17 protein-coding genes and 1 riboswitch are annotated in these 17,248 nt (G+C 58.8%); of the genes, 6 read left to right on the top strand and 11 right to left on the bottom strand.

What is annotated here, in order from left to right:
* Window positions 1–48 precede the first annotated feature (48 nt).
* A complete protein-coding gene (metK, locus tag NE562_RS07595) occupies window positions 49–1,236 on the bottom strand; it encodes a methionine adenosyltransferase (protein ID WP_280961803.1) in 1,188 nt (395 codons plus the stop codon).
* Between the two features lie 82 nt (window positions 1,237–1,318).
* Window positions 1,319–1,431, bottom strand: a riboswitch (SAM riboswitch).
* Window positions 1,432–1,651: 220 nt separating this feature from the next.
* Here metK and NE562_RS07590 point away from each other — a divergent pair.
* The 3 genes from NE562_RS07590 to NE562_RS07580 are packed head-to-tail and all read left to right on the top strand — an operon-like array spanning window position 1,652 to window position 6,127.
* The gene (locus tag NE562_RS07590; protein ID WP_280961802.1) at window positions 1,652–4,633 is read left to right on the top strand and encodes an acyl-CoA dehydratase activase; all 2,982 of its coding nucleotides are present in this window, start codon (window positions 1,652–1,654) and stop codon (window positions 4,631–4,633) included.
* Window positions 4,605–5,867, top strand: a complete 1,263-nt coding sequence (locus NE562_RS07585) for a 2-hydroxyacyl-CoA dehydratase (RefSeq protein ID WP_280961801.1) — start codon at window positions 4,605–4,607, stop codon at window positions 5,865–5,867. The genes NE562_RS07590 and NE562_RS07585 overlap by 29 nt, the downstream gene beginning before the upstream one ends.
* Before the next feature lie 17 nt (window positions 5,868–5,884).
* Window positions 5,885–6,127, top strand: a complete 243-nt coding sequence (locus tag NE562_RS07580) for a hypothetical protein (RefSeq protein WP_280961800.1) — start codon at window positions 5,885–5,887, stop codon at window positions 6,125–6,127.
* A 31-nt stretch (window positions 6,128–6,158) separates the two neighbouring features.
* Here the strand turns inward: NE562_RS07580 and NE562_RS07575 are convergent, their stop codons facing one another.
* From NE562_RS07575 to NE562_RS07540, 8 genes are all read right to left on the bottom strand, one after another.
* Window positions 6,159–7,565, bottom strand: coding sequence for an MATE family efflux transporter (locus NE562_RS07575; protein ID WP_280961799.1), 1,407 nt, complete (start codon window positions 7,563–7,565; stop codon window positions 6,159–6,161).
* Window positions 7,565–8,326, bottom strand: a complete 762-nt coding sequence (udp, locus tag NE562_RS07570; RefSeq protein ID WP_280961798.1) for a uridine phosphorylase — start codon at window positions 8,324–8,326, stop codon at window positions 7,565–7,567. The genes NE562_RS07575 and udp overlap by 1 nt, the downstream gene beginning before the upstream one ends.
* Window positions 8,320–8,514, bottom strand: a complete 195-nt coding sequence (locus NE562_RS07565; protein WP_280961797.1) for a DUF951 domain-containing protein — start codon at window positions 8,512–8,514, stop codon at window positions 8,320–8,322. The genes udp and NE562_RS07565 overlap by 7 nt, the downstream gene beginning before the upstream one ends.
* A gap of 188 nt (window positions 8,515–8,702) precedes the next feature.
* A complete protein-coding gene (locus NE562_RS07560; RefSeq protein ID WP_280961796.1) occupies window positions 8,703–9,248 on the bottom strand; it encodes a nitroreductase family protein in 546 nt (181 codons plus the stop codon).
* Window positions 9,249–9,284: 36 nt separating this feature from the next.
* Complete coding sequence (locus NE562_RS07555) at window positions 9,285–9,698, bottom strand: ester cyclase (protein ID WP_280961795.1); 414 nt, start codon at window positions 9,696–9,698, stop codon at window positions 9,285–9,287.
* 51 nt (window positions 9,699–9,749) lie between these two features.
* A complete protein-coding gene (locus NE562_RS07550; protein WP_280961794.1) occupies window positions 9,750–10,541 on the bottom strand; it encodes a class I SAM-dependent methyltransferase in 792 nt (263 codons plus the stop codon).
* A gap of 127 nt (window positions 10,542–10,668) precedes the next feature.
* Window positions 10,669–11,364 carry an alpha/beta hydrolase gene (locus tag NE562_RS07545; RefSeq protein WP_280961793.1) on the bottom strand — a complete coding sequence of 232 codons (696 nt, stop codon included), beginning with the start codon at window positions 11,362–11,364 and terminating at the stop codon, window positions 10,669–10,671.
* Between the two features lie 34 nt (window positions 11,365–11,398).
* Window positions 11,399–11,989 carry a DUF1349 domain-containing protein gene (locus NE562_RS07540; RefSeq protein WP_280961792.1) on the bottom strand — a complete coding sequence of 197 codons (591 nt, stop codon included), beginning with the start codon at window positions 11,987–11,989 and terminating at the stop codon, window positions 11,399–11,401.
* A 237-nt stretch (window positions 11,990–12,226) separates the two neighbouring features.
* Here NE562_RS07540 and NE562_RS07535 point away from each other — a divergent pair, with 237 nt between their 5' ends.
* The gene (locus tag NE562_RS07535) at window positions 12,227–13,162 is read left to right on the top strand and encodes a S1 RNA-binding domain-containing protein (RefSeq protein WP_280961791.1); all 936 of its coding nucleotides are present in this window, start codon (window positions 12,227–12,229) and stop codon (window positions 13,160–13,162) included.
* 54 nt (window positions 13,163–13,216) lie between these two features.
* Here NE562_RS07535 and NE562_RS07530 read toward each other — a convergent pair whose 3' ends face one another.
* Window positions 13,217–13,744, bottom strand: a complete 528-nt coding sequence (locus NE562_RS07530; protein ID WP_280961790.1) for a TetR/AcrR family transcriptional regulator — start codon at window positions 13,742–13,744, stop codon at window positions 13,217–13,219.
* A 110-nt stretch (window positions 13,745–13,854) separates the two neighbouring features.
* Here NE562_RS07530 and NE562_RS07525 point away from each other — a divergent pair, with 110 nt between their 5' ends.
* On the top strand, window positions 13,855–14,604 hold the full coding sequence (locus NE562_RS07525) for an EFR1 family ferrodoxin (protein WP_280961789.1): 750 nt from the start codon (window positions 13,855–13,857) through the stop codon (window positions 14,602–14,604).
* A 55-nt stretch (window positions 14,605–14,659) separates the two neighbouring features.
* Here the strand turns inward: NE562_RS07525 and NE562_RS07520 are convergent, their stop codons facing one another.
* Window positions 14,660–15,910: a replication-associated recombination protein A gene (locus NE562_RS07520; RefSeq protein ID WP_280961788.1), complete on the bottom strand. Its 1,251-nt coding sequence runs from the start codon at window positions 15,908–15,910 to the stop codon at window positions 14,660–14,662.
* Window positions 15,911–16,053: 143 nt separating this feature from the next.
* On the opposite strand from NE562_RS07520, the gene hisC reads away from it, so the two are divergent.
* A complete protein-coding gene (gene hisC, locus NE562_RS07515; RefSeq protein ID WP_280961787.1) occupies window positions 16,054–17,115 on the top strand; it encodes a histidinol-phosphate transaminase in 1,062 nt (353 codons plus the stop codon).
* Window positions 17,116–17,248 lie beyond the last annotated feature (133 nt).

Below are 17,248 nucleotides of genomic sequence, written 5' to 3'. Positions count from 1 at the left end.
ATCAAAAAGGACGGACTTAGCTTTTTTCGCTAAGTCCGTCCTTTTTATTTATGCGTTTACCGCCGCGCGGAGCGCGTCGGCCTTGTCGGTCTGTTCCCAGCGTACGCCGAGATCCTCGCGGCCCATGTGGCCATAGGCGGCCAGCTTTTTGTAGATCGGGCGGCGCAGGTCGAGCGCCTCGATGATCGCGGCGGGGCGCAGGTCGAATACCTTGCGCACAGCCTCGGAAAGCGTCCACTCGTCCACGGTCCCGGTGCCGAAGGTGTCCACCATGATGGATACCGGCTCGGCCACGCCGATGGCGTAAGCGAGCTGGATCTCGCACCGGCGGGCCAGCCCGGCGGCAACGATGTTCTTGGCCACCCAGCGGGAAGCGTAGGCGGCGGAGCGGTCCACCTTGGTCGGATCCTTGCCGGAAAAGGCGCCGCCGCCGTGGCGCGCCATGCCGCCGTAGGTATCGACGATGATCTTGCGGCCGGTCAGGCCGGAATCGCCCTGCGGGCCGCCCACGACGAAGCGGCCGGTCGGGTTGATGTAAAACTTGGTTTTTTCATCAAGCAAATAGGAGGGTACGACCGGGCGAATGACCTGATCGACCATATCCTTGCGAATTTGCTGTAAAGAGACCTCGGGCGAATGCTGGGTGGAAAGCACGACCGTGTCCACGCGAACGGGCTGGCCGTCCTCGTCGTATTCCACGGTCACCTGCGTCTTGCCGTCCGGCCGCAGGTAATCGAACATGCCGTTCTTGCGCACCTCGGTCAGGCGGAGAGCCATCTTGTGGGCAAGGGAGATGGGCAGCGGCATTTTTTCGGGCGTTTCGTCGCACGCAAAGCCGAACATCATGCCCTGATCGCCCGCGCCGATCGCAAGGTCGGCCTCGCTCGCGCCTTCCTTGCGTTCGAGCGAATTGTCGACGCCGAGCGCGATATCGGCGGACTGCTCGTCGATCGAGGTGAGCACGGCGCAGGTGTCGCAGTCAAAGCCGTACTTGGCGCGGTCGTAGCCGATCTCGCGCACGGTATCGCGCACGATCTTCGGGATATCGGCGTAGCAGGAGGTCGAGATCTCACCCATTACGCTGACCATGCCGGTCGTGCAGGTGGTTTCGCACGCAACGCGGGCGTAGGGGTCTTCCGCGAGGATGCTGTCGAGGATCGCGTCCGAGATCTGGTCGCAGATCTTGTCCGGGTGGCCTTCGGTCACCGATTCGGAGGTAAAGAGACGATGTGCCATAAAGTGTTTCCTGTTCCTTTCTTGTTTGTCCGTCGGGGGCATGAAAAAAGCTCCCTTTCGGGAGCGGTCATTTAAGTTTGCTCCCTCATCTTTCGTAATTCTACAACGCCGGATTTGGCACCTTGCGCGCACTGATAGATACACGTAGGTTGCCGGGTTTCATCGGGCCGTTCCCTCCACCGCTCTGGATAAGGTATTTAATTGTACGGGCGGGCGCAAAGCGTTGGCTTCTAGCCTGCTACCGCTCTATTCTAACTAAAAATAGAGGGGTTGTCAAGAGGCAATTTCGGCAAATAGCGACATACCTTGTCATTTGACTTTTGCACGGAATACGTATATATTTAATATGTAAAGCTATGTATGAGAGAGAACAAATTTTAAACATATTCAGTTTAGGCGGAGATTAAAGATAAGTATGGACATACAAACGAGCAAAGTAAATTTAGGCATCGATATCGGGTCGACGACGGTCAAGATCGTCGCCGTCCGAAACGGTGAGATCATCCACAAGCGCTATGAGCGCCATTTTTCCAAGGTGCGCGAGAAGACGGTCGAGTTGGTGCGCGACGCGCGGCGCGAGATCGGCGAAAGCGCCGTGATCCACTGCGCGGTGACCGGTTCGGCCGGTCTCGGCATGGCCAAGGCCGCCGGGATCGACTTCGTGCAAGAGGTGTTCGCCACCCGCAAGGCGGTCGGCGTGCACGTACCGAACGCAGATGTTGTGATCGAGCTGGGCGGTGAGGACGCAAAGATCGTTTTCCTCACCGGCCAGCTCGAAGAGCGCATGAACGGTTCGTGCGCGGGCGGCACCGGCGCGTTTATCGACCAGATGGCCGTGCTGCTCGACGTGACCCCGGCGGAGCTTGACACGCTGTCCCTCGACGCGGAGCGCATCTATACCATCGCCTCGCGCTGCGGCGTGTTCGCCAAGTCGGACATCCAGCCGCTGATGAACGAAGGCGCGAGACGAGAGGACATCGCCGCGTCGATCTTTCAGGCGGTCGTCGGCCAAACGCTGACCGGTTTGGCGCAGGGCCGCGAAATAAAGGGCGACGTACTGTTTTTGGGCGGCCCGCTCTTCTTCTTCAAGGGCCTGCAAAAGCAGTTTCAGCAAACGCTTGGGCTGGACGACGCGCACGCGCATTTCCCGGCCCTTGCCCCGTACGCGATCGCGGCGGGCGCCGCCGAGTACGCGGGGGGCACAAAGCCCACCTATACGGTCGAAAGCCTGCTCGCCGCGCTGGAAAAAGCGGCGGATGCGCCGGTGATCGCCCAGTACCTGCCGCCGCTTTTTGAAAGTCAGGCGGATTACGACGAGTTCCGCCGCCGCCATTCGGTGCACGATGTGCTGACGCAAAACGTCACCGTGTACGAGGGCGACGCGTACCTCGGCATCGATTGCGGGTCGACCACGACCAAGCTCGTCCTCATCGGCGAGGAGAACCAGATCCTATTCCACCACTACCAGTCGAACAAGGGCAACCCGGCGGATGTCATCCGCGAGCAGCTGACAAAGCTTTACGAGCTGTGCGGCGACCGGGTGCATATCGTATCCTCGGCGGTCACGGGTTACGGCGAAGCGCTAATCCAGAACGCCTTCGGCGTCGATCACGGCTTGGTCGAAACGGTCGCGCACTTCCGCGCGGCGCGCCATTTCTGCCCGGAGGTTGATTTTATCATTGATATCGGCGGGCAGGATATCAAGTGCTTCAAAATCCGCAACCACTGCATCGACAATATTTCGCTGAACGAAGCCTGCTCGTCCGGCTGCGGCTCGTTCATCGAGACCTTCGCCCGGTCGATGGGCTATTCCATCGAAGAGTTCTGCAAGCTCGGCTTGTTTGCCGAGCACCCGATCGATCTGGGCTCGCGCTGCACGGTGTTTATGAACTCTTCGGTTAAGCAGGCCCAGAAGGACGGCGCGGGGATCGATGCGATCTCTTCCGGCCTTTCGGTGTCGGTTGTCAAAAACGCGCTGTATAAGGTCATCCGCGCGCATTCGCCGGACGATCTGGGGCAGAACATCGTTGTGCAGGGCGGCACGTTCTTGAATGACGCGATTCTCCGCTCGTTCGAGCAGGAGATCGGCCGCAACGTCACCCGTCCGGCCATTGCGGGCCTGATGGGCGCGTACGGCGCGGCGCTGCACGCAAAGGACAACCGACCGGAGCAAACCGGGCTGATCGGCGAAACGGTGCTCGCGGGCTTCTCGCACGCGGTCAAATCTGTCCGCTGCGGCCTTTGTGAAAACCATTGCAGCCTGACCATCAACGACTTTGGCGGCGGCCGCCGCTTTATTTCGGGCAACCGCTGCGAGCGTCCGCTCGGCAGGGAAACCGCGCAGGAGCTGCCCAACCTATATAAGTGGAAGTTTGAAAAACTAAAGACCTACGCGCCCGTTACCGAAGCGCCGGGCGAACTCGGCCGCATCGGCATCCCGTTCGGTTTGAATTTCTACGAGCTGCTGCCGTTTTGGGCCACGTTCCTGCGGAAGTTGGGCTTCTCGGTCGTATTAAGCGATGTTTCCACCCGCGATATGTACCAAAAGGGCCAGCACTCAATCCCGTCGGACACGGTGTGCTACCCGGCCAAGCTCATCCACGGCCATATCGAAAACCTGCTCGACAAGGGCGTGGACGCGATCTTCTACCCCTGCATGACCTATAACTTGGACGAAGGCCGCGCGACCAACTGCTATAACTGCCCAGTCGTCGCCTACTATCCGGAGCTGCTGATCGCCAACGTCGCCCGCCTGCGCGACGCGGACTTCATGATGCCGTATTTCGAGCTGACCGAGGAAAAGCGCTTTGTCCAGCAGGCCGCGAAATTCTTCTGCGCCAAGTATCCGGCAATTAAAAAGCGCCGCGTGCAAGAGGCCGCGGCGGACGCGTATCAGGCCCTTGCGGATTACTACGCCTCCGTGCGGGACGAGGGACAGAAGGCGATCGCCTATGCCGATACGCACGGGCTGGAGATCGCGGTGATCGCGGGCCGGCCCTATCATATCGATCCGGAGGTCAGCCACGGTATCGACCAGCTGATCCAGTCCTATCGAATGGTCATTGTGTCCGAGGACGCGGTTTGGCAGCTTGCCGAAGCGCCCGAAGTGCACGTTTTAAACCAGTGGACCTATCATTCGCGCATGTACGGCGCGGCAAATTACGTCACCCGTAAGGAAAACGCGCAGCTGATCCAGCTCGTGTCGTTCGGCTGCGGCATCGACGCGGTCACGACCGACGAGGTGCGCGCCATTGTAGAGGGCGGCGGAAAAATTTATACACAGCTTAAAATAGATGAGATCAGCAACCTCGGCGCGGCGAAAATCCGCGTGCGCAGTATGCTGGCCGCCGTGGAGGAGGGCAGAAAACTTGCAAACGAACGATCCGAAAACCTTTGAGGCCGCGCGTGTGCCCTTTACCGAGGAAATGCGCAAGACCTATAAAATTCTGGTGCCCAATATGCTGCCCGTGCAGCTCGGCCTGATCTGCCGGTTGATGAAAAACTATGGCTATGATATGGAGCTGCTCGATACCGAAGGGCCCGCCATTGTCGAGCAGGGGCTCCGCAATGTGCATAACGATACCTGCTATCCCGCGCTGCTGGTCATTGGCCAGCTGATGGACGCGATTGAATCCGGCAAATACGATGTAAGCAAAATCGCGCTCATCATGCCGCAGACCGGCGGCGGCTGCCGCGCGTCCAATTACATCCACCTGCTGCGCAAGGCGCTGCAAAAGAACGGTTACGGCTTTATCCCGGTCGTTTCGCTCAACTTTACCGGGCTCGAGGATAACCCCGGCTTCAAGCTCACGCCTAAAATGCTGATGCAGATCGCGTATTCCGTCCTGATCGGCGATCTGATCATGATGGTCGCGAACCAGTGCCGCCCCTACGAGGTCGTGCCCGGTTCGACCGACAAGGCGATAGAGATCTGCATGGACGCGGTCGCGAACCGCTTTACCGGCGACCGCGTCGTGCACTACGGCGAGGTCAAGCGCCTGTACCGCTTTGTGCTGGAGGTATTCGGCAAGGTGCGGCTGGATAAGCGCGAAAAGAAAAAGCTTGTCGGCATCGTCGGCGAGATCTACGTGAAATTTTCGCCCCTTGGCAACAATAATCTGGAAAAATTCCTGCTGGGCGAAGGCTGCGAGCCCGTGCTGCCCGGTTTGATGGATTTTTGCCTGTACACGATCTATAACTCGGTCATCGACCGCGACCTGTACGGCCGCGCGCCCAAGAAGGCCGCCGCCTACAAGCTGGTGTACCAGTTCGTTTTAGGCAAGCAGGCCGATATCATCAAGGTCATGCGAAGGGACGGCCATTTTCGCCCGCCCATGGCCTTTGACGAGGTGCGCAAGAAGGCGCAGGATATCATCGGTCCCGGCGTAAAAATGGGCGAGGGCTGGCTGCTGCCCGCCGAAATGATCGAGCTGATCACCGAGGGCGTGCGCAACATCGTGTGCACCCAGCCCTTCGGCTGCTTGCCCAACCATATCGCGGGCAAGGGCATGATCCGCAAGATCCGCGAGACCTACCCGGAGGCGAACATCGTCGCGGTCGATTACGATCCCGGCGCTTCGCGCATCAATCAGGAAAACCGTATCAAGCTGATGCTGTCAAGCGCGGAATAACGCGGCTTGCCGGCAATATGGCGGAGGAGCAAGGCATCACGGTGGAACCGGTCGCGGCGCGTATGGACGTGCCCGTCAAGTTCGTCCATGCCTGCCGCCGCGAAATCAAGACAAGGCAAGGGCCGTTGCAAAATAAAAAACACTCGATTGTCATTCTGAACAAAGTGAAGAATCTCGCGCGAACGCGCGGAACATGCGTAGGAATCGCGCGTTCGCGCGAGATTCTTCGTCGCTTTACTCCTCAGAATGACAAGGGTTGAGTGTTTTTTATTTTGCAACGGCCCAATTTTTTTATGATCCGGAGGTATCCGGTATGGGTGCTCCGCCGTTTTCCCGCTCGATCGAGCGGGTGATCTGGCGGAATCGAATAAGGAACAGCACCGTGGTCGTGGCCGCCGCGAGGAAGTCCGCCACCGGTTCGGCGCAGAACACCGCGAACAGCGGATCGGGCAGCAGGTGCGGCAAGATCAAAATGAGCGGGATTAGCAGAATAATCTTGCGCAAAAGCGCCAGAAACAGCGAGATTTTCGCTTCGCCCAGCGCGACGAAGGATTGCTGAAAGCCCCATTGAAAGGCCGCAGTAAAGCCCACCGCCATATAAATGCGCAGCGCCCAGCCGGTCATGCGGATCAGCTCCGGGTCCTGATTGAACAGGCGCGCGATCTGCTCTGGGATGAGCATGGCGCACAGCCAAACAAAGCCTGAAAAGACAAAGGCCGAGGCGATCATATAAAACACGCACTGTTTCATGCGTTTTGGCTGCTTTGCGCCGAGGTTGTAGCCCAATATGGGCTGCGCGCCCTGCGCGAGCCCCAAAAGCGGCAGCTGCATGATCTGCATCACCGAGGTAAGGATGGTCATCGCGCCGACAGCGAGGTCGCCGCCGTACTTGCGCAGCGATACGTTGAACGTGACGGTGAGCAGGCTCTCCGTCGCCTGCATGACAAAGGGCGAAGCGCCCAGCGCGACCGCGGGCAGCAGGAGCGCCGCATCCAGCCGCAGATAGTGCCGTTTCAACCGCAGCGTGGACTTCTGCCCGCCCAAAAAGCGCACGACCCAAAGGGCGGAAACCGCCTGCGAAATGACCGTTGCAATCGCCGCGCCGCGAACGCCCATGCCGAATACGAAGATGAACACCGGATCGAGCGCGACGTTCAGCACCGCGCCGATCAGCACGGTTTTCATGGCGACCGATGAATTGCCCTGCGCGGTGATAAAGCCGTTCAGCCCCAAGGCGGTCATAACGAAAATGGTGCCCAGCACGTAAATGTTTAAATACTGCATCGCATAGGGCAGGGTATCGCCGGATGCGCCGAACATTTTCAGCAGCGGCTCCTGCACGATCAGGAACACGACCGTCAGCACGGCGGCAAGGCCCCACAAAGCGGCGGTACACGTGCCGAGCGTGCGTTCGGCGCGCTCGTGGTCGCCCGCGCCCAGCGCGATCGACGCACGCGGCGCGCCGCCCATGCCGATGAGCGCGGCAAAGGCGGCGATCAGGGTGATGACAGGAAAGGTGACGCCCATGCCGGTCAGCGCGAGCTTGCCCTCTCCCGGAATTTGGCCGATATAGATGCGGTCGACAATGTTATAGAGCAGGTTGACCACCTGCGCGCAAACGGTCGGCAGCGCAAGCCGGAGGAGCAACGGCCCGATCGGGTCGCGCCCCAAATCGTTTTGGTGTTTGATCTTTGCCATTATGGTGTCTTATCCTCCCGGATCAAAATACGCAGCGCCTCCACCGCGGTGCGCACGCCGCGTTCGGCGGCGTCGGGCGGGATACTGGGCGCATCATCGTTATCGGCGTTCCACAGCACGTTCAGCACCGCGCCGCAGCGCACGTGCAGCACCTGCGATACGATAAAGAGGGCGGCGGTCTCCATTTCGCTGGTCAGCGCGCCCGCGGCTTTCCATGCCTGCCACTTGGCGAGCAGCTCGCCCGCGATGGGCTGCTGCGCCGGGCGGATTTCGCCGTAGAAGCTATCCTTGGACTGGATGACGCCGGTGTGCTGCCGCAGACCGAGCGCCCTTGCCGCTTCCCGCAGCGCGGCGACGATATCGAAGTTTGCCGCCGCCGGGAACTCGATGGGCAGATATTCGCGCGAGGTGCCTTCCTGCCGGATCGCGGCGGTCGCGATGACGACGTCGCCGCCGCATACCTCGTCCACGATGCCGCCCGAGGTGCCGACGCGGATAAACGTATCCGCCCCGCATTCCACCAGTTCCTCCAGCGCGATCGCGGCGGAAGGGCCGCCGATACCGGTCGAGCACACGGCGACGGGTTCGCCATCCAGCGTGCCGGTATAGATCGTATACTCGCGGTTGCTCGCGAGCTTGCGGGGATCGTCAAAATACCGGGCGATCTTTTCGCACCGGCCCGGGTCGCCGGGCAGAATGACATAACGGCCGATCTGGCCCTTTGTGATCTGCAAATGCATTTGTTTGCCGTCTATCAACATACGATCGTACCCTCCCGTTCGATTTGTCTGATGTTTTTTTCCGCCTTGCTGCGCGGCACCATGATCTCGTGCCCGCAGCCCTCGCATTTTAAGCGGAAATCCATGCCCGTGCGCAGTACCTTCCACTGCTTGGAGCCGCACGGGTGGGCCTTTTTCATGGTAAGCATATCGCCGACCTGAACGTCCATTTCGGCCTCGCCTCGCTTTCTGCTATCATGCTTCTATTATACCACAGCGGCGAAGAAGAGGAAACAAGAAGTAGGAGTTAGGAAGTAGGAGTTAGGAGTGAAGGGTTCGCGCATAGCGCGATACCCATAATGGCCGCCCGCGGCGGCATCTATCAACTCCTACTTCCTACCTCCTAACTCCTACCTCGTCACCACTGGTTATAGCTTACAATATCGTCCAGCTTCTTGCGGTCCTTTTTGCGGGGCGCGCCTTCCTTTTTGGGGTAGCCCACGGTGATAATCAGTCGCACGGTACGTTCTTCCGGAATGCCAAAGGCCTCGTGCAGCTTTTTCTGGTTCATGGTACCGATCATGCAGGCGCCCAGTCCCATGGCGGTGGCTTCATAGCACAGCGCCATCGCGGCCATGCCGATATCCATCTGCGCGAAGTGCTGGGAGCCGTAACGCTCGCCCACGCCGGGCATCAGGTGCGCTTCATCCTCGCAGATCAGGATAAAGGCGGGCACGCGGTCGCCCCACGGGCAGCCGGTCAGTCCCTCGTCGTCCAGCGCCGCGACCAGCTTTGCGCGGGCCTCGTCCTCGTCCACAATGATAAAGCGCCAAGGCTGGGCGTTGCAGCCGCTGGGGGAATAGTGCGCCACATCGACCAGATGGGTCAGCGTGTCGCGGGATACCGGCTTATCCTGATAGGCGCGGCAGCTCTCTCTTGTCATTTGCAATGCGGAAAAATCCATTTGATATCCATCCTTTCTCAAACAAAAACCATTGGTTTACGGAGCGGGCACGATCAGTCCCGCCTCCCATAAGCCTTCAAACGTATTGACCGCGCCGCCGTGCTCGACGATCTTGCCGTCCACCACCTTATCGATGTCCACGCCGGTCAAGGTCACCTTTTTGCCGGAGGGCTTCATGCCCAGCCATTCGCCCCGATGCGTGCCTTCGGCAATGAACTCGGAAATGATATAGTCGCCGTCGCGGAGCTGGCGGGTGATGCGCATGTGAAAATCGGGGTAGGTCTGCAAAACGGCGGTCATGTGCTCCGCCATGCCCTCCACGCCGATTGGGATGCGCGCTTCCCCGATGCAAAGGGTGCAGTCGGGGGAGATATAATCCGCAAACGCGCCGTCCGTACCGCTTGCGGACACGGTTTCATAAAAGTACTTGAGCCGTTCCTTGGTATCCATAAAAACCTCGCTTGTTTTGAAATGGGTCTCGCACCGGTTAGACCGGCTGCCTCACGTTCGGAATATGTCGAGCACGTGGCTCGAAACGCCCGCCAGATCGGCCCGTTCGCAGGTAGCGAAATGGTATTTTAAATATAAAGCAAAAGCGTCTTCTTCCATCTCGTCTATTGCTTCGCGAATCAGTAAGGCGCAGCCGTCCGACGCGACGTAATGCAGCCGCGTGACTGCGAACGGGGACATCAGCTCGTCGATATCCTCCTTGCGGACCAGCTCGAACAGATCCTTTGGCTCCGATCTCGCGGCAAAGGTTTGGGAATCGATCAGGCCGTTTTGGATATACCCGGCGACATCGATATTCCTGCGCTTGAATCCCTCGTCGAGAAGGCAGCCGTCGGATATGACATGCGCGGCAAAGATAACGCCGCCCGGCTTGGTCACCCGAATGGCCTCGCGCAGAGCCTGCCGCTTATCCTCTTTCGTATAAAGGTGGTATAGCGGGCCCAGCAGCAGCGTGATATCATACCGCCCATCCGGGAAAGCGGATAGCTCCATCGCGTTGCCCTGCGTAACGGTGATCGTTTCCCCGGGCTTTGTGTTTCGCTTGAAAATATCAATATTATGCGCCACTAACTCCACCGCGTCGACGGCGTACCCTTGGCGCGCGAGCGCGTGAGAATACCGGCCGGTCGCGGCGCCGATCTCAAGCACACGGTCCCCGGCTTTGCTATACTGTTCGATATAGCGCATCGTGGTGAGAAACTCGACCGAGCCGTGCTTTGAGGCAAGCCGGCCGTCCTCGTCATAATGATCGTACAGGTCGATCAAATATTGGTTTGTTTCCACTGTGTATACCTCCATGCGCCGCAAACCTGCGGCGTGCTTTAGGTTGGCTTCCTGTTTTGCACGGCAAAAATAAGCTTGATCGCCGGATGGCGGCTCACGCTTTTTTGCGTCTGATACGCATATATCCCTACAAACTGTCCTTGATCCACTGTTCCAAAACCGCGAGTTGTTCGGGGGTGTGGAACCAATGCTCGCCGTCCTCCATGATGGTAAGGCGGCAGCCGAAGCGGTGCGTAAATTCCTCCGCCACACCGCGCTCGGTCAGATTGTCCCGGCCCGCGTACAGAATACGGGTCGGCGCGTTCCATTTGACGATTGGGTGCGCCTTGGCCCAACAAAAGTATTCCCATGAAAGCGTCTGGCCAAAATCGGTCTCTATCGTCTGCCGCTCGAGCAGCTGCGCCTCGGTCACATGGGCCCAGCCCATCATGTTGCGGATCAGCCGCTCCATATCGAGGATGGGGGATACGAATAGACAGTTTTCCAGCTCAGCGCCTTGGAGCGCCTGCATACTAAACCAAGCGCCGATGCTGTTGGCAAAAAGCGCGAGTCTGCTCCAGCGCGGCCAGGCATAGGCCAATAGCTGCTCCAGTTCCGGCACCGCGTGCCACGGGTCAAGGGCGCCGGCTCGGTTTTGGCGCTCGCCATGCGCCGGCAGATCGATGCTCAGCACCTGCCAGCCGCGGGAAGCGGCGCATTCGGCAAAGGACGCGGCTTCTTCCTTGCTTCCGCCTTGCCCGTGCACATAGAAATATACGCCGTCCGCGCGCTCGCCCCATAGAATGGCGGGCACGCCGCCGACGCTGAATCGTTCCTGTTTCATGGCTTGTTCTCCTTGTAAATGCTCGCGCGGTGGGTCAATGCAGGCGCCACTGGCATTCCGTAAACGCGATTTCGGTGAACACCGCGCGGAAGGAGGACACGTCCGGGCTGCACGCATAAAGGCCAATCTGAATTTCGCCCGCGCCTTCAAAAAGGTGGGCGATCCGCATTTGCTGGAAGTGCACGCCGTCCCGCGCGTGTTCAATCAAAAAGTCGCTTTCACGGCGGCTGACGCGGTAATACATGTGCTTCTGCTCGGTGGGGATGTCGGTGGTCGCCCAATCGGAATACCCGTGGTTGGTGACGACGCTGCCGAGGCGCTGGAACGTTTCATTTTCGTATTCTGTTGAAATTTTGATCCAGTTTTCGCTGTCGAGATAGATCAGCACGCCACACTGATCGAAGCTGTGGCTGCTGTCAAACTCTGTTTTAACGATAAAGGAAAAATACTTTTCATCGGTTTTCATCAAAAGAGCGGGCGCGTTATTGACCTGAGAACCGTAGCAGGTGCGCTGCCACATATCGGTTTCAGGCTCGGTTTTTATGATGACGCGGCCATCTGCTACGTTATGCTCCTTGGGTTCGTGCAGCCAGATCAAACGGTCTTTTTGAAATTGCAGATCCATAATGTCCTCCATTTGCTTTCGTGTGCATCGGCGGTGCCTTCCTGTGTGGAACGCAAATGCCGCGTTTTGCTTATCCCCATTCTAATCTCTCGCCGCGGTAAAGTCAAACCGGGATGGCGGCCCGCCTCGTTTTTTTGTTTTTGGGGAAGGGCGCGCCGCTTTGCCGCGCGCCAAAGGTGCTATTTTAAGGGCCAAAATCATATAGTGGCAGTGATCTCAAAGGAGGCACGGCTATCTATGAAAATAAGCGAATGTTATCTGCCCGAGGGCAGCCCCCAGACCCTTGACCAAACGCGCGCGGCCTGCGAGAGTCTGGAAGCACTGCGGCGCGCACAGGAAGAGGGCGCCATTTTGGAATCCGTCGCCCTGCGGTGCACGGCGGAGCATGATCTAAAATTCGATCTCGGCTGCGCGGACGGCGTGATGCCGCGCGAGGAATGCGCCCTTGGCATAGCGGAGGGCGATACCCGCGAGATCGCGATTCTATCCCGCGTCGGCAAGCCGACCAGCTTTGTCGTGACCGGCATAAACGACACGGTGGACCCGCCGCGCGCGCATTTGTCGCGCGCGCTTTTGCAGCGGCAGGTGCGGGACCGCCTGCTGGAAACGCTGCGCCCGGGCGATGTAATCCCCGCGCGCGTGACGCATTTGGAGCCGTTCGGCGCGTTTGTCGATATTGGCTGCGGCATCAATTCACTCATCGGGATCGAAAACCTGTCGGTTTCCCGCATCTTTCATCCGCGCGACCGGCTGCGCGTTGGACAGGATATTTACGGCGCGGTGCTCTCGGTCGATCAGCCGGGCCGGCGCATCACGCTCACCCACCGCGAGCTGCTCGGCACGTGGGAGCAAAACGCCGCCCTGTTTGCGCCGGGGGAGACCGTGCGCGGCGTCGTCCGGTCAATCGAGCCGTACGGCGTGTTCATCGAGCTTGCGCCCAATTTGTCCGGTCTGGCCGAGCCGCGCGGCGACCTTGCCGTGGGGGATACGGTCTCTGTGTTTATCAAATCCATATTGTCCGCGCGCATGAAGATCAAGCTGACCGTGATCGACGTGCTCGGCGCGAACGAGCCGCCCCCGCCGCCGCGTTACTTCGTCACCGAGGGGCACATGGACGAATGGGTCTATACGCCGGAGGACTGCGACCGTAAGTACATCGCCACCGTGTTTTGAGCAGCGCAGGCGGACATAGCCGGTTTGGCTATGCCCGCCTGCGCTGCACTTATTTTATGGGGCGCCGTTTACCAGCCGCAAGAACTCATCGGCCATGTCGTCCGGCGATTGCTGCGCGCCGCTTTCCAGCCAGTGGAGCATCATGTTGTAAAACGCACCCGCGTAATAGTAGAGCTGATATTTCGCAATGGAGCTGCGCGGCATATCGCCGTAGGCTTCAATCTCGCAATCCGTGATGAGATCGAGCAGGGTGGTCGTTATCTTGGCGCGGTGGAACGCCAAAACAAGCGCGGCGTGTTCTTCATAAAATCGGAATTTATAGCGCGTCAGCTCTCTGCTGCGGAAATTCTCGCCCAGCCCAGCCGCTCCCTCGTGGTATCGCAGCGTCATTTGCTCGATTCCGTAGGCGATGATATCCTCCACGGAATGAAAGTTGCGGTAAAACGAGGCGCGGGCCACGCCGGACGCATTAACCAGCTCGGTCACCGTCACCTTGGACCAGTCCTTTTGTCCGGCAAATTCAATCAGCGCGGTAAATAACCGGTCCTTTACCCTTTGATTGGCCAGCTTTCTCTTATCCATGAAACAATTCTCCTTGTTTTGTCTCAGGTCAAATGGTTGACAGAAAAAATCAATGTGATACAATTTATATCATATTGAAAAAGCACGGCAATGTCAATAGGAGTGATACTATGATTTTTTATTTCAGCGGCACCGGCAACAGTCAACTGGCGGCAAAGCAAATCGCGTCGGTCACGGGCGATGAGCTGGTTTCCATCAACCGGTGGATGAAGGCGGGCAAAACCAATACGTTTCGGTCGGATCGGCCGTTGGTGTTCGTCGCGCCGACCTACGCATGGCGCATGCCGCGGGTGGTCGAGCAATGGATTCGGGACAACCGCTTTGAGGGCGATCAAAGCGCGTATTTTCTGCTTACCTGTGGAGGCGGCTGCGGTAACGCCGCCGCGTATGCGAAAAAGCTTTGTGCGGAAAAGCATATGCGTTTTCAAGGCCTTGCATCCGTCGTGATGCCGGAAAACTATCTGGCGATGTTTGCAACGCCGGGTCAGGCCGAATGCAAGGAAAAAATCGAGCGGGCGATGCCGGAGATCGCGGCGCTGGCCGGTCGCATCCAAAAGGGACAAAGCTTCCCGGAGGCTGCCGCTTCGCTGGGCGATAAGGCGCTCAGCGGGCCGGTCAACCCGCTGTTTTACCGGCTGTTCGTGCAGGATAAAGGCTTTACCGTGTCTGACGCCTGCGTTGCCTGCGGCAAATGCGCGGAACGGTGCCCGCTGAACAACATTGAATTGATCGGCGGAAGACCCGTTTGGAAGGGCGATTGCACGCACTGCATGGCCTGTATCGGCGGCTGCCCGACCGAAGCGATCGAATATAAAAACAAATCCAAGGGGCAGCACCGCCACTATGTGATGGACCAATAGCCAAACGTTAAGGCGAACAATCGGCAAAGAGGCCGGCTGTTCGCCTTATGTTATATTATTTGCCGTTTTTGACCCGGTCCCAGTAGGTCTTGGCCGCTTGCTCGGTCTTGTTCGGGCCGTATTCGTAATAGCGCGCGGCGCGTATTTCGTCCGGCAGGTATTGCTGCTGCACCCAGTGGTTCGGATAATCGTGCGGGAAACGGTAGGTCAGCCCGCGCCCCATTTTAGAGGCGCCCGCATAGTGCGCGTCCTTCAGATGGGCGGGGATGTCGCCTGCCCGGCCCGACTGTACGTCCTGCATGGCGGCTTCGATCGCGGCGCTCGCGCTGTTGGATTTGGGCGCGGTGGCCATCAAAAGCACGGCCTCGGCCAGCGGGATGCGCGCCTCGGGCAGGCCGAGCTGGAACGCGGTGTCCACGCACGCCTTGACGATGGGCATGCACTGCGGATAGGCAAGCCCCACGTCCTCCGCCGCGATCACAAGGATGCGCCGCGCGGCGGAGGGCAGGTCGCCCGCCGCGAGCAGCCGGGCCAGATAATGCAGCGCCGCGTCCGGGTCGGAGCCGCGCACGGATTTTTGCAGGGCGGATAAAATATCATAATGGCTGTCTCCGTCTCGGTCGTACCGCATGGAGGAGCGCTGGGCGGCGGTCTCCGCGTCCGCGAGCGTAATGCCCGCCTTGCCCGCGCCCGCCGCGAGCAGTTCGACCGCGCCGAGCGCCTTGCGCACGTCGCCGCCGACCGCCTGCGCGATATGCGCGGCCACGCCGTCCTCCACCGGAATATCCTTGCCCTCGGTCACGCTGCCGAGCGCCCTCAGTACGGCTTTCTCAGTTTCCGCCGCTTCGACGGGCTTGAACTCAAACACCGTTGACCGGCTGAGCACCGCGTTATAGATGCAAAAATAGGGATTGTCCGTGGTGGAAGCAATCAGCGTCATCTTGCCGGTTTCGATAAATTCCAAAAGGCTCTGCTGCTGCTTCTTGTTGAAATACTGGATTTCGTCCAGATATACCAGCGCGCCGTTCGGCGCTAAAAAGGTGTCAAGCTCGTCGATGATGGCCTTGATATCCGCAATGCCGGAGGTCGTGGCGTTTAAGTGGTACAGCTTGCGTTCGGTTTGCTTTGCGATGATGGAGGCCACCGTCGTTTTGCCAACGCCGGAGGGGCCGTAAAAAATCATATTTGGAACATTGCCGCTTTCGATTACGCGGCGCAGCAAACACCCCGGGCCGAGCAGGTGCCGCTGGCCCACCACATCGTCCAGCGTTTTAGGGCGGAGCTTGTCCGCCAAGGGCTGATACACTTGAGCGCTTCCCCCTTTTCCCATTCGTTATCATGTGGTAAAATCATATCATATAATTTCACGGAAAACAACTTGACTTTCGCAATTTATCGTGATAAACTATGAAACGTCCGATAACGTCATAAGGTAAGGTGGAGAGACCGATGAACAAGCCCTTTCTGGATAAGCTGCGCAAGATTGACCCGTATGTGCCGGGCGAACAGCCCAAAACAACCGATATTATTAAACTGAACGCCAACGAAAACCCCTATCCGCCCGCGCCGGGCGTGCTTCGCGCGCTGCGTGAGTTCGACGCGGCTTCGCTTTCGATTTACCCGGATGCGAACGGCATGCGGCTGAAAACCGCGCTGGCGGATCGATTTGGCCTGAAAACGTCGCAGGTTTTTCTGGGAAATGGGTCGGACGATGTGCTGGCGCTGGCGTTCCAGTCGTTTTTCTGCTCGGACAAACCGATCCTTTATCCGGATATCACCTATTCGTTTTACCCTGTTTGGTGCGACCTGTTTCGCATCCCGTATGAAAATATGCCGCTCGATGCGGAATTTCGCGTGAACCCGCGCGATTACGACAAACCGAACGGCGGCGTCATTCTGCCCAACCCCAACGCGCCGACCGGCAGGGGAGAGCCCCTTTCTTTTATCGAGGACATCGTTTCCCACAATGCGGATTCGGTCGTCATCATCGACGAAGCCTATGTCGATTTTGGCGCGGAAAGCGCGGTCGCGCTGCTGTCGCAATACGAAAACCTGTTGATCGTGCAGACGATGAGCAAATCCCGCTCGCTCGCGGGACTGCGCGTCGGCTATGCGCTCGGTTCGGAAACGCTGATCGCCACGTTGGAAGCGGTGAAAAATTCCTACAACTCCTATACCATGGACGCGCTCGCCCTTGCCCTTGGCGCCGCCGCGGTGGAGGACGAAGCGTACTTCGGGGAGACCTGCGGCAAGGTGATCGCCACGCGGGACCGCGCGGCGCAGGCCATGCGCAAACTGGGCTTTACCGTATTGCCCAGCCAGTCGAATTTCCTGTTTGTCACGCACCCCGCGCGCGCGGCGAAGGAGATTTTTGAAGCGCTGCGCGCCAAGAATCTCTTTATCCGTTATTTTAATTTACCGCGCATCGATAATTATCTGCGCATTACCATCGGTACGGACGAACAGATGGACCGCCTGCTTGCGGCACTGGGCGAGACCCTACGCGCATAAAGCTGAAGTATTTCAGAAGAGCGCGTTGCAAAATAAAAGAATGTTTTATATCCTTGTCATTCTGAGGAGCGAAGCGACGAAGAATCTCGCGCGAACGCGCGAAACCCACGTAAAATCCGCGCGTTCGCGCGAG

It is taken from the genome of Butyricicoccus faecihominis, from assembly GCF_024462775.1.
Lineage (GTDB): Bacteria > Bacillota > Clostridia > Oscillospirales > Butyricicoccaceae > Agathobaculum > Agathobaculum faecihominis_A.
The sequence above is the reverse complement of the archived record's forward strand: the minus strand, read 5'-3'. Positions and strand labels throughout refer to the sequence as shown.

What these genes read in the sequence shown, in the direction of transcription:
- NE562_RS07575 (WP_280961799.1), bottom strand. Translation starts at nt 7,565, where the DNA reads ATGGCAAAGATCAAACACCAAAACGATTTGGGGCGCGACCCGATCGGG.
- NE562_RS07525 (WP_280961789.1), top strand. Translation starts at nt 13,855, where the DNA reads ATGATTTTTTATTTCAGCGGCACCGGCAACAGTCAACTGGCGGCAAAG.
- udp (WP_280961798.1), bottom strand. Translation starts at nt 8,326, where the DNA reads ATGTTGATAGACGGCAAACAAATGCATTTGCAGATCACAAAGGGCCAG.
- NE562_RS07560 (WP_280961796.1), bottom strand. Translation starts at nt 9,248, where the DNA reads ATGGATTTTTCCGCATTGCAAATGACAAGAGAGAGCTGCCGCGCCTAT.
- NE562_RS07590 (WP_280961802.1), top strand. Translation starts at nt 1,652, where the DNA reads ATGGACATACAAACGAGCAAAGTAAATTTAGGCATCGATATCGGGTCG.
- hisC (WP_280961787.1), top strand. Translation starts at nt 16,054, where the DNA reads ATGAACAAGCCCTTTCTGGATAAGCTGCGCAAGATTGACCCGTATGTG.
- NE562_RS07580 (WP_280961800.1), top strand. Translation starts at nt 5,885, where the DNA reads ATGGCGGAGGAGCAAGGCATCACGGTGGAACCGGTCGCGGCGCGTATG.
- NE562_RS07530 (WP_280961790.1), bottom strand. Translation starts at nt 13,744, where the DNA reads ATGGATAAGAGAAAGCTGGCCAATCAAAGGGTAAAGGACCGGTTATTT.
- NE562_RS07540 (WP_280961792.1), bottom strand. Translation starts at nt 11,989, where the DNA reads ATGGATCTGCAATTTCAAAAAGACCGTTTGATCTGGCTGCACGAACCC.
- metK (WP_280961803.1), bottom strand. Translation starts at nt 1,236, where the DNA reads ATGGCACATCGTCTCTTTACCTCCGAATCGGTGACCGAAGGCCACCCG.
- NE562_RS07565 (WP_280961797.1), bottom strand. Translation starts at nt 8,514, where the DNA reads ATGGACGTTCAGGTCGGCGATATGCTTACCATGAAAAAGGCCCACCCG.
- NE562_RS07535 (WP_280961791.1), top strand. Translation starts at nt 12,227, where the DNA reads ATGAAAATAAGCGAATGTTATCTGCCCGAGGGCAGCCCCCAGACCCTT.
- NE562_RS07555 (WP_280961795.1), bottom strand. Translation starts at nt 9,698, where the DNA reads ATGGATACCAAGGAACGGCTCAAGTACTTTTATGAAACCGTGTCCGCA.
- NE562_RS07545 (WP_280961793.1), bottom strand. Translation starts at nt 11,364, where the DNA reads ATGAAACAGGAACGATTCAGCGTCGGCGGCGTGCCCGCCATTCTATGG.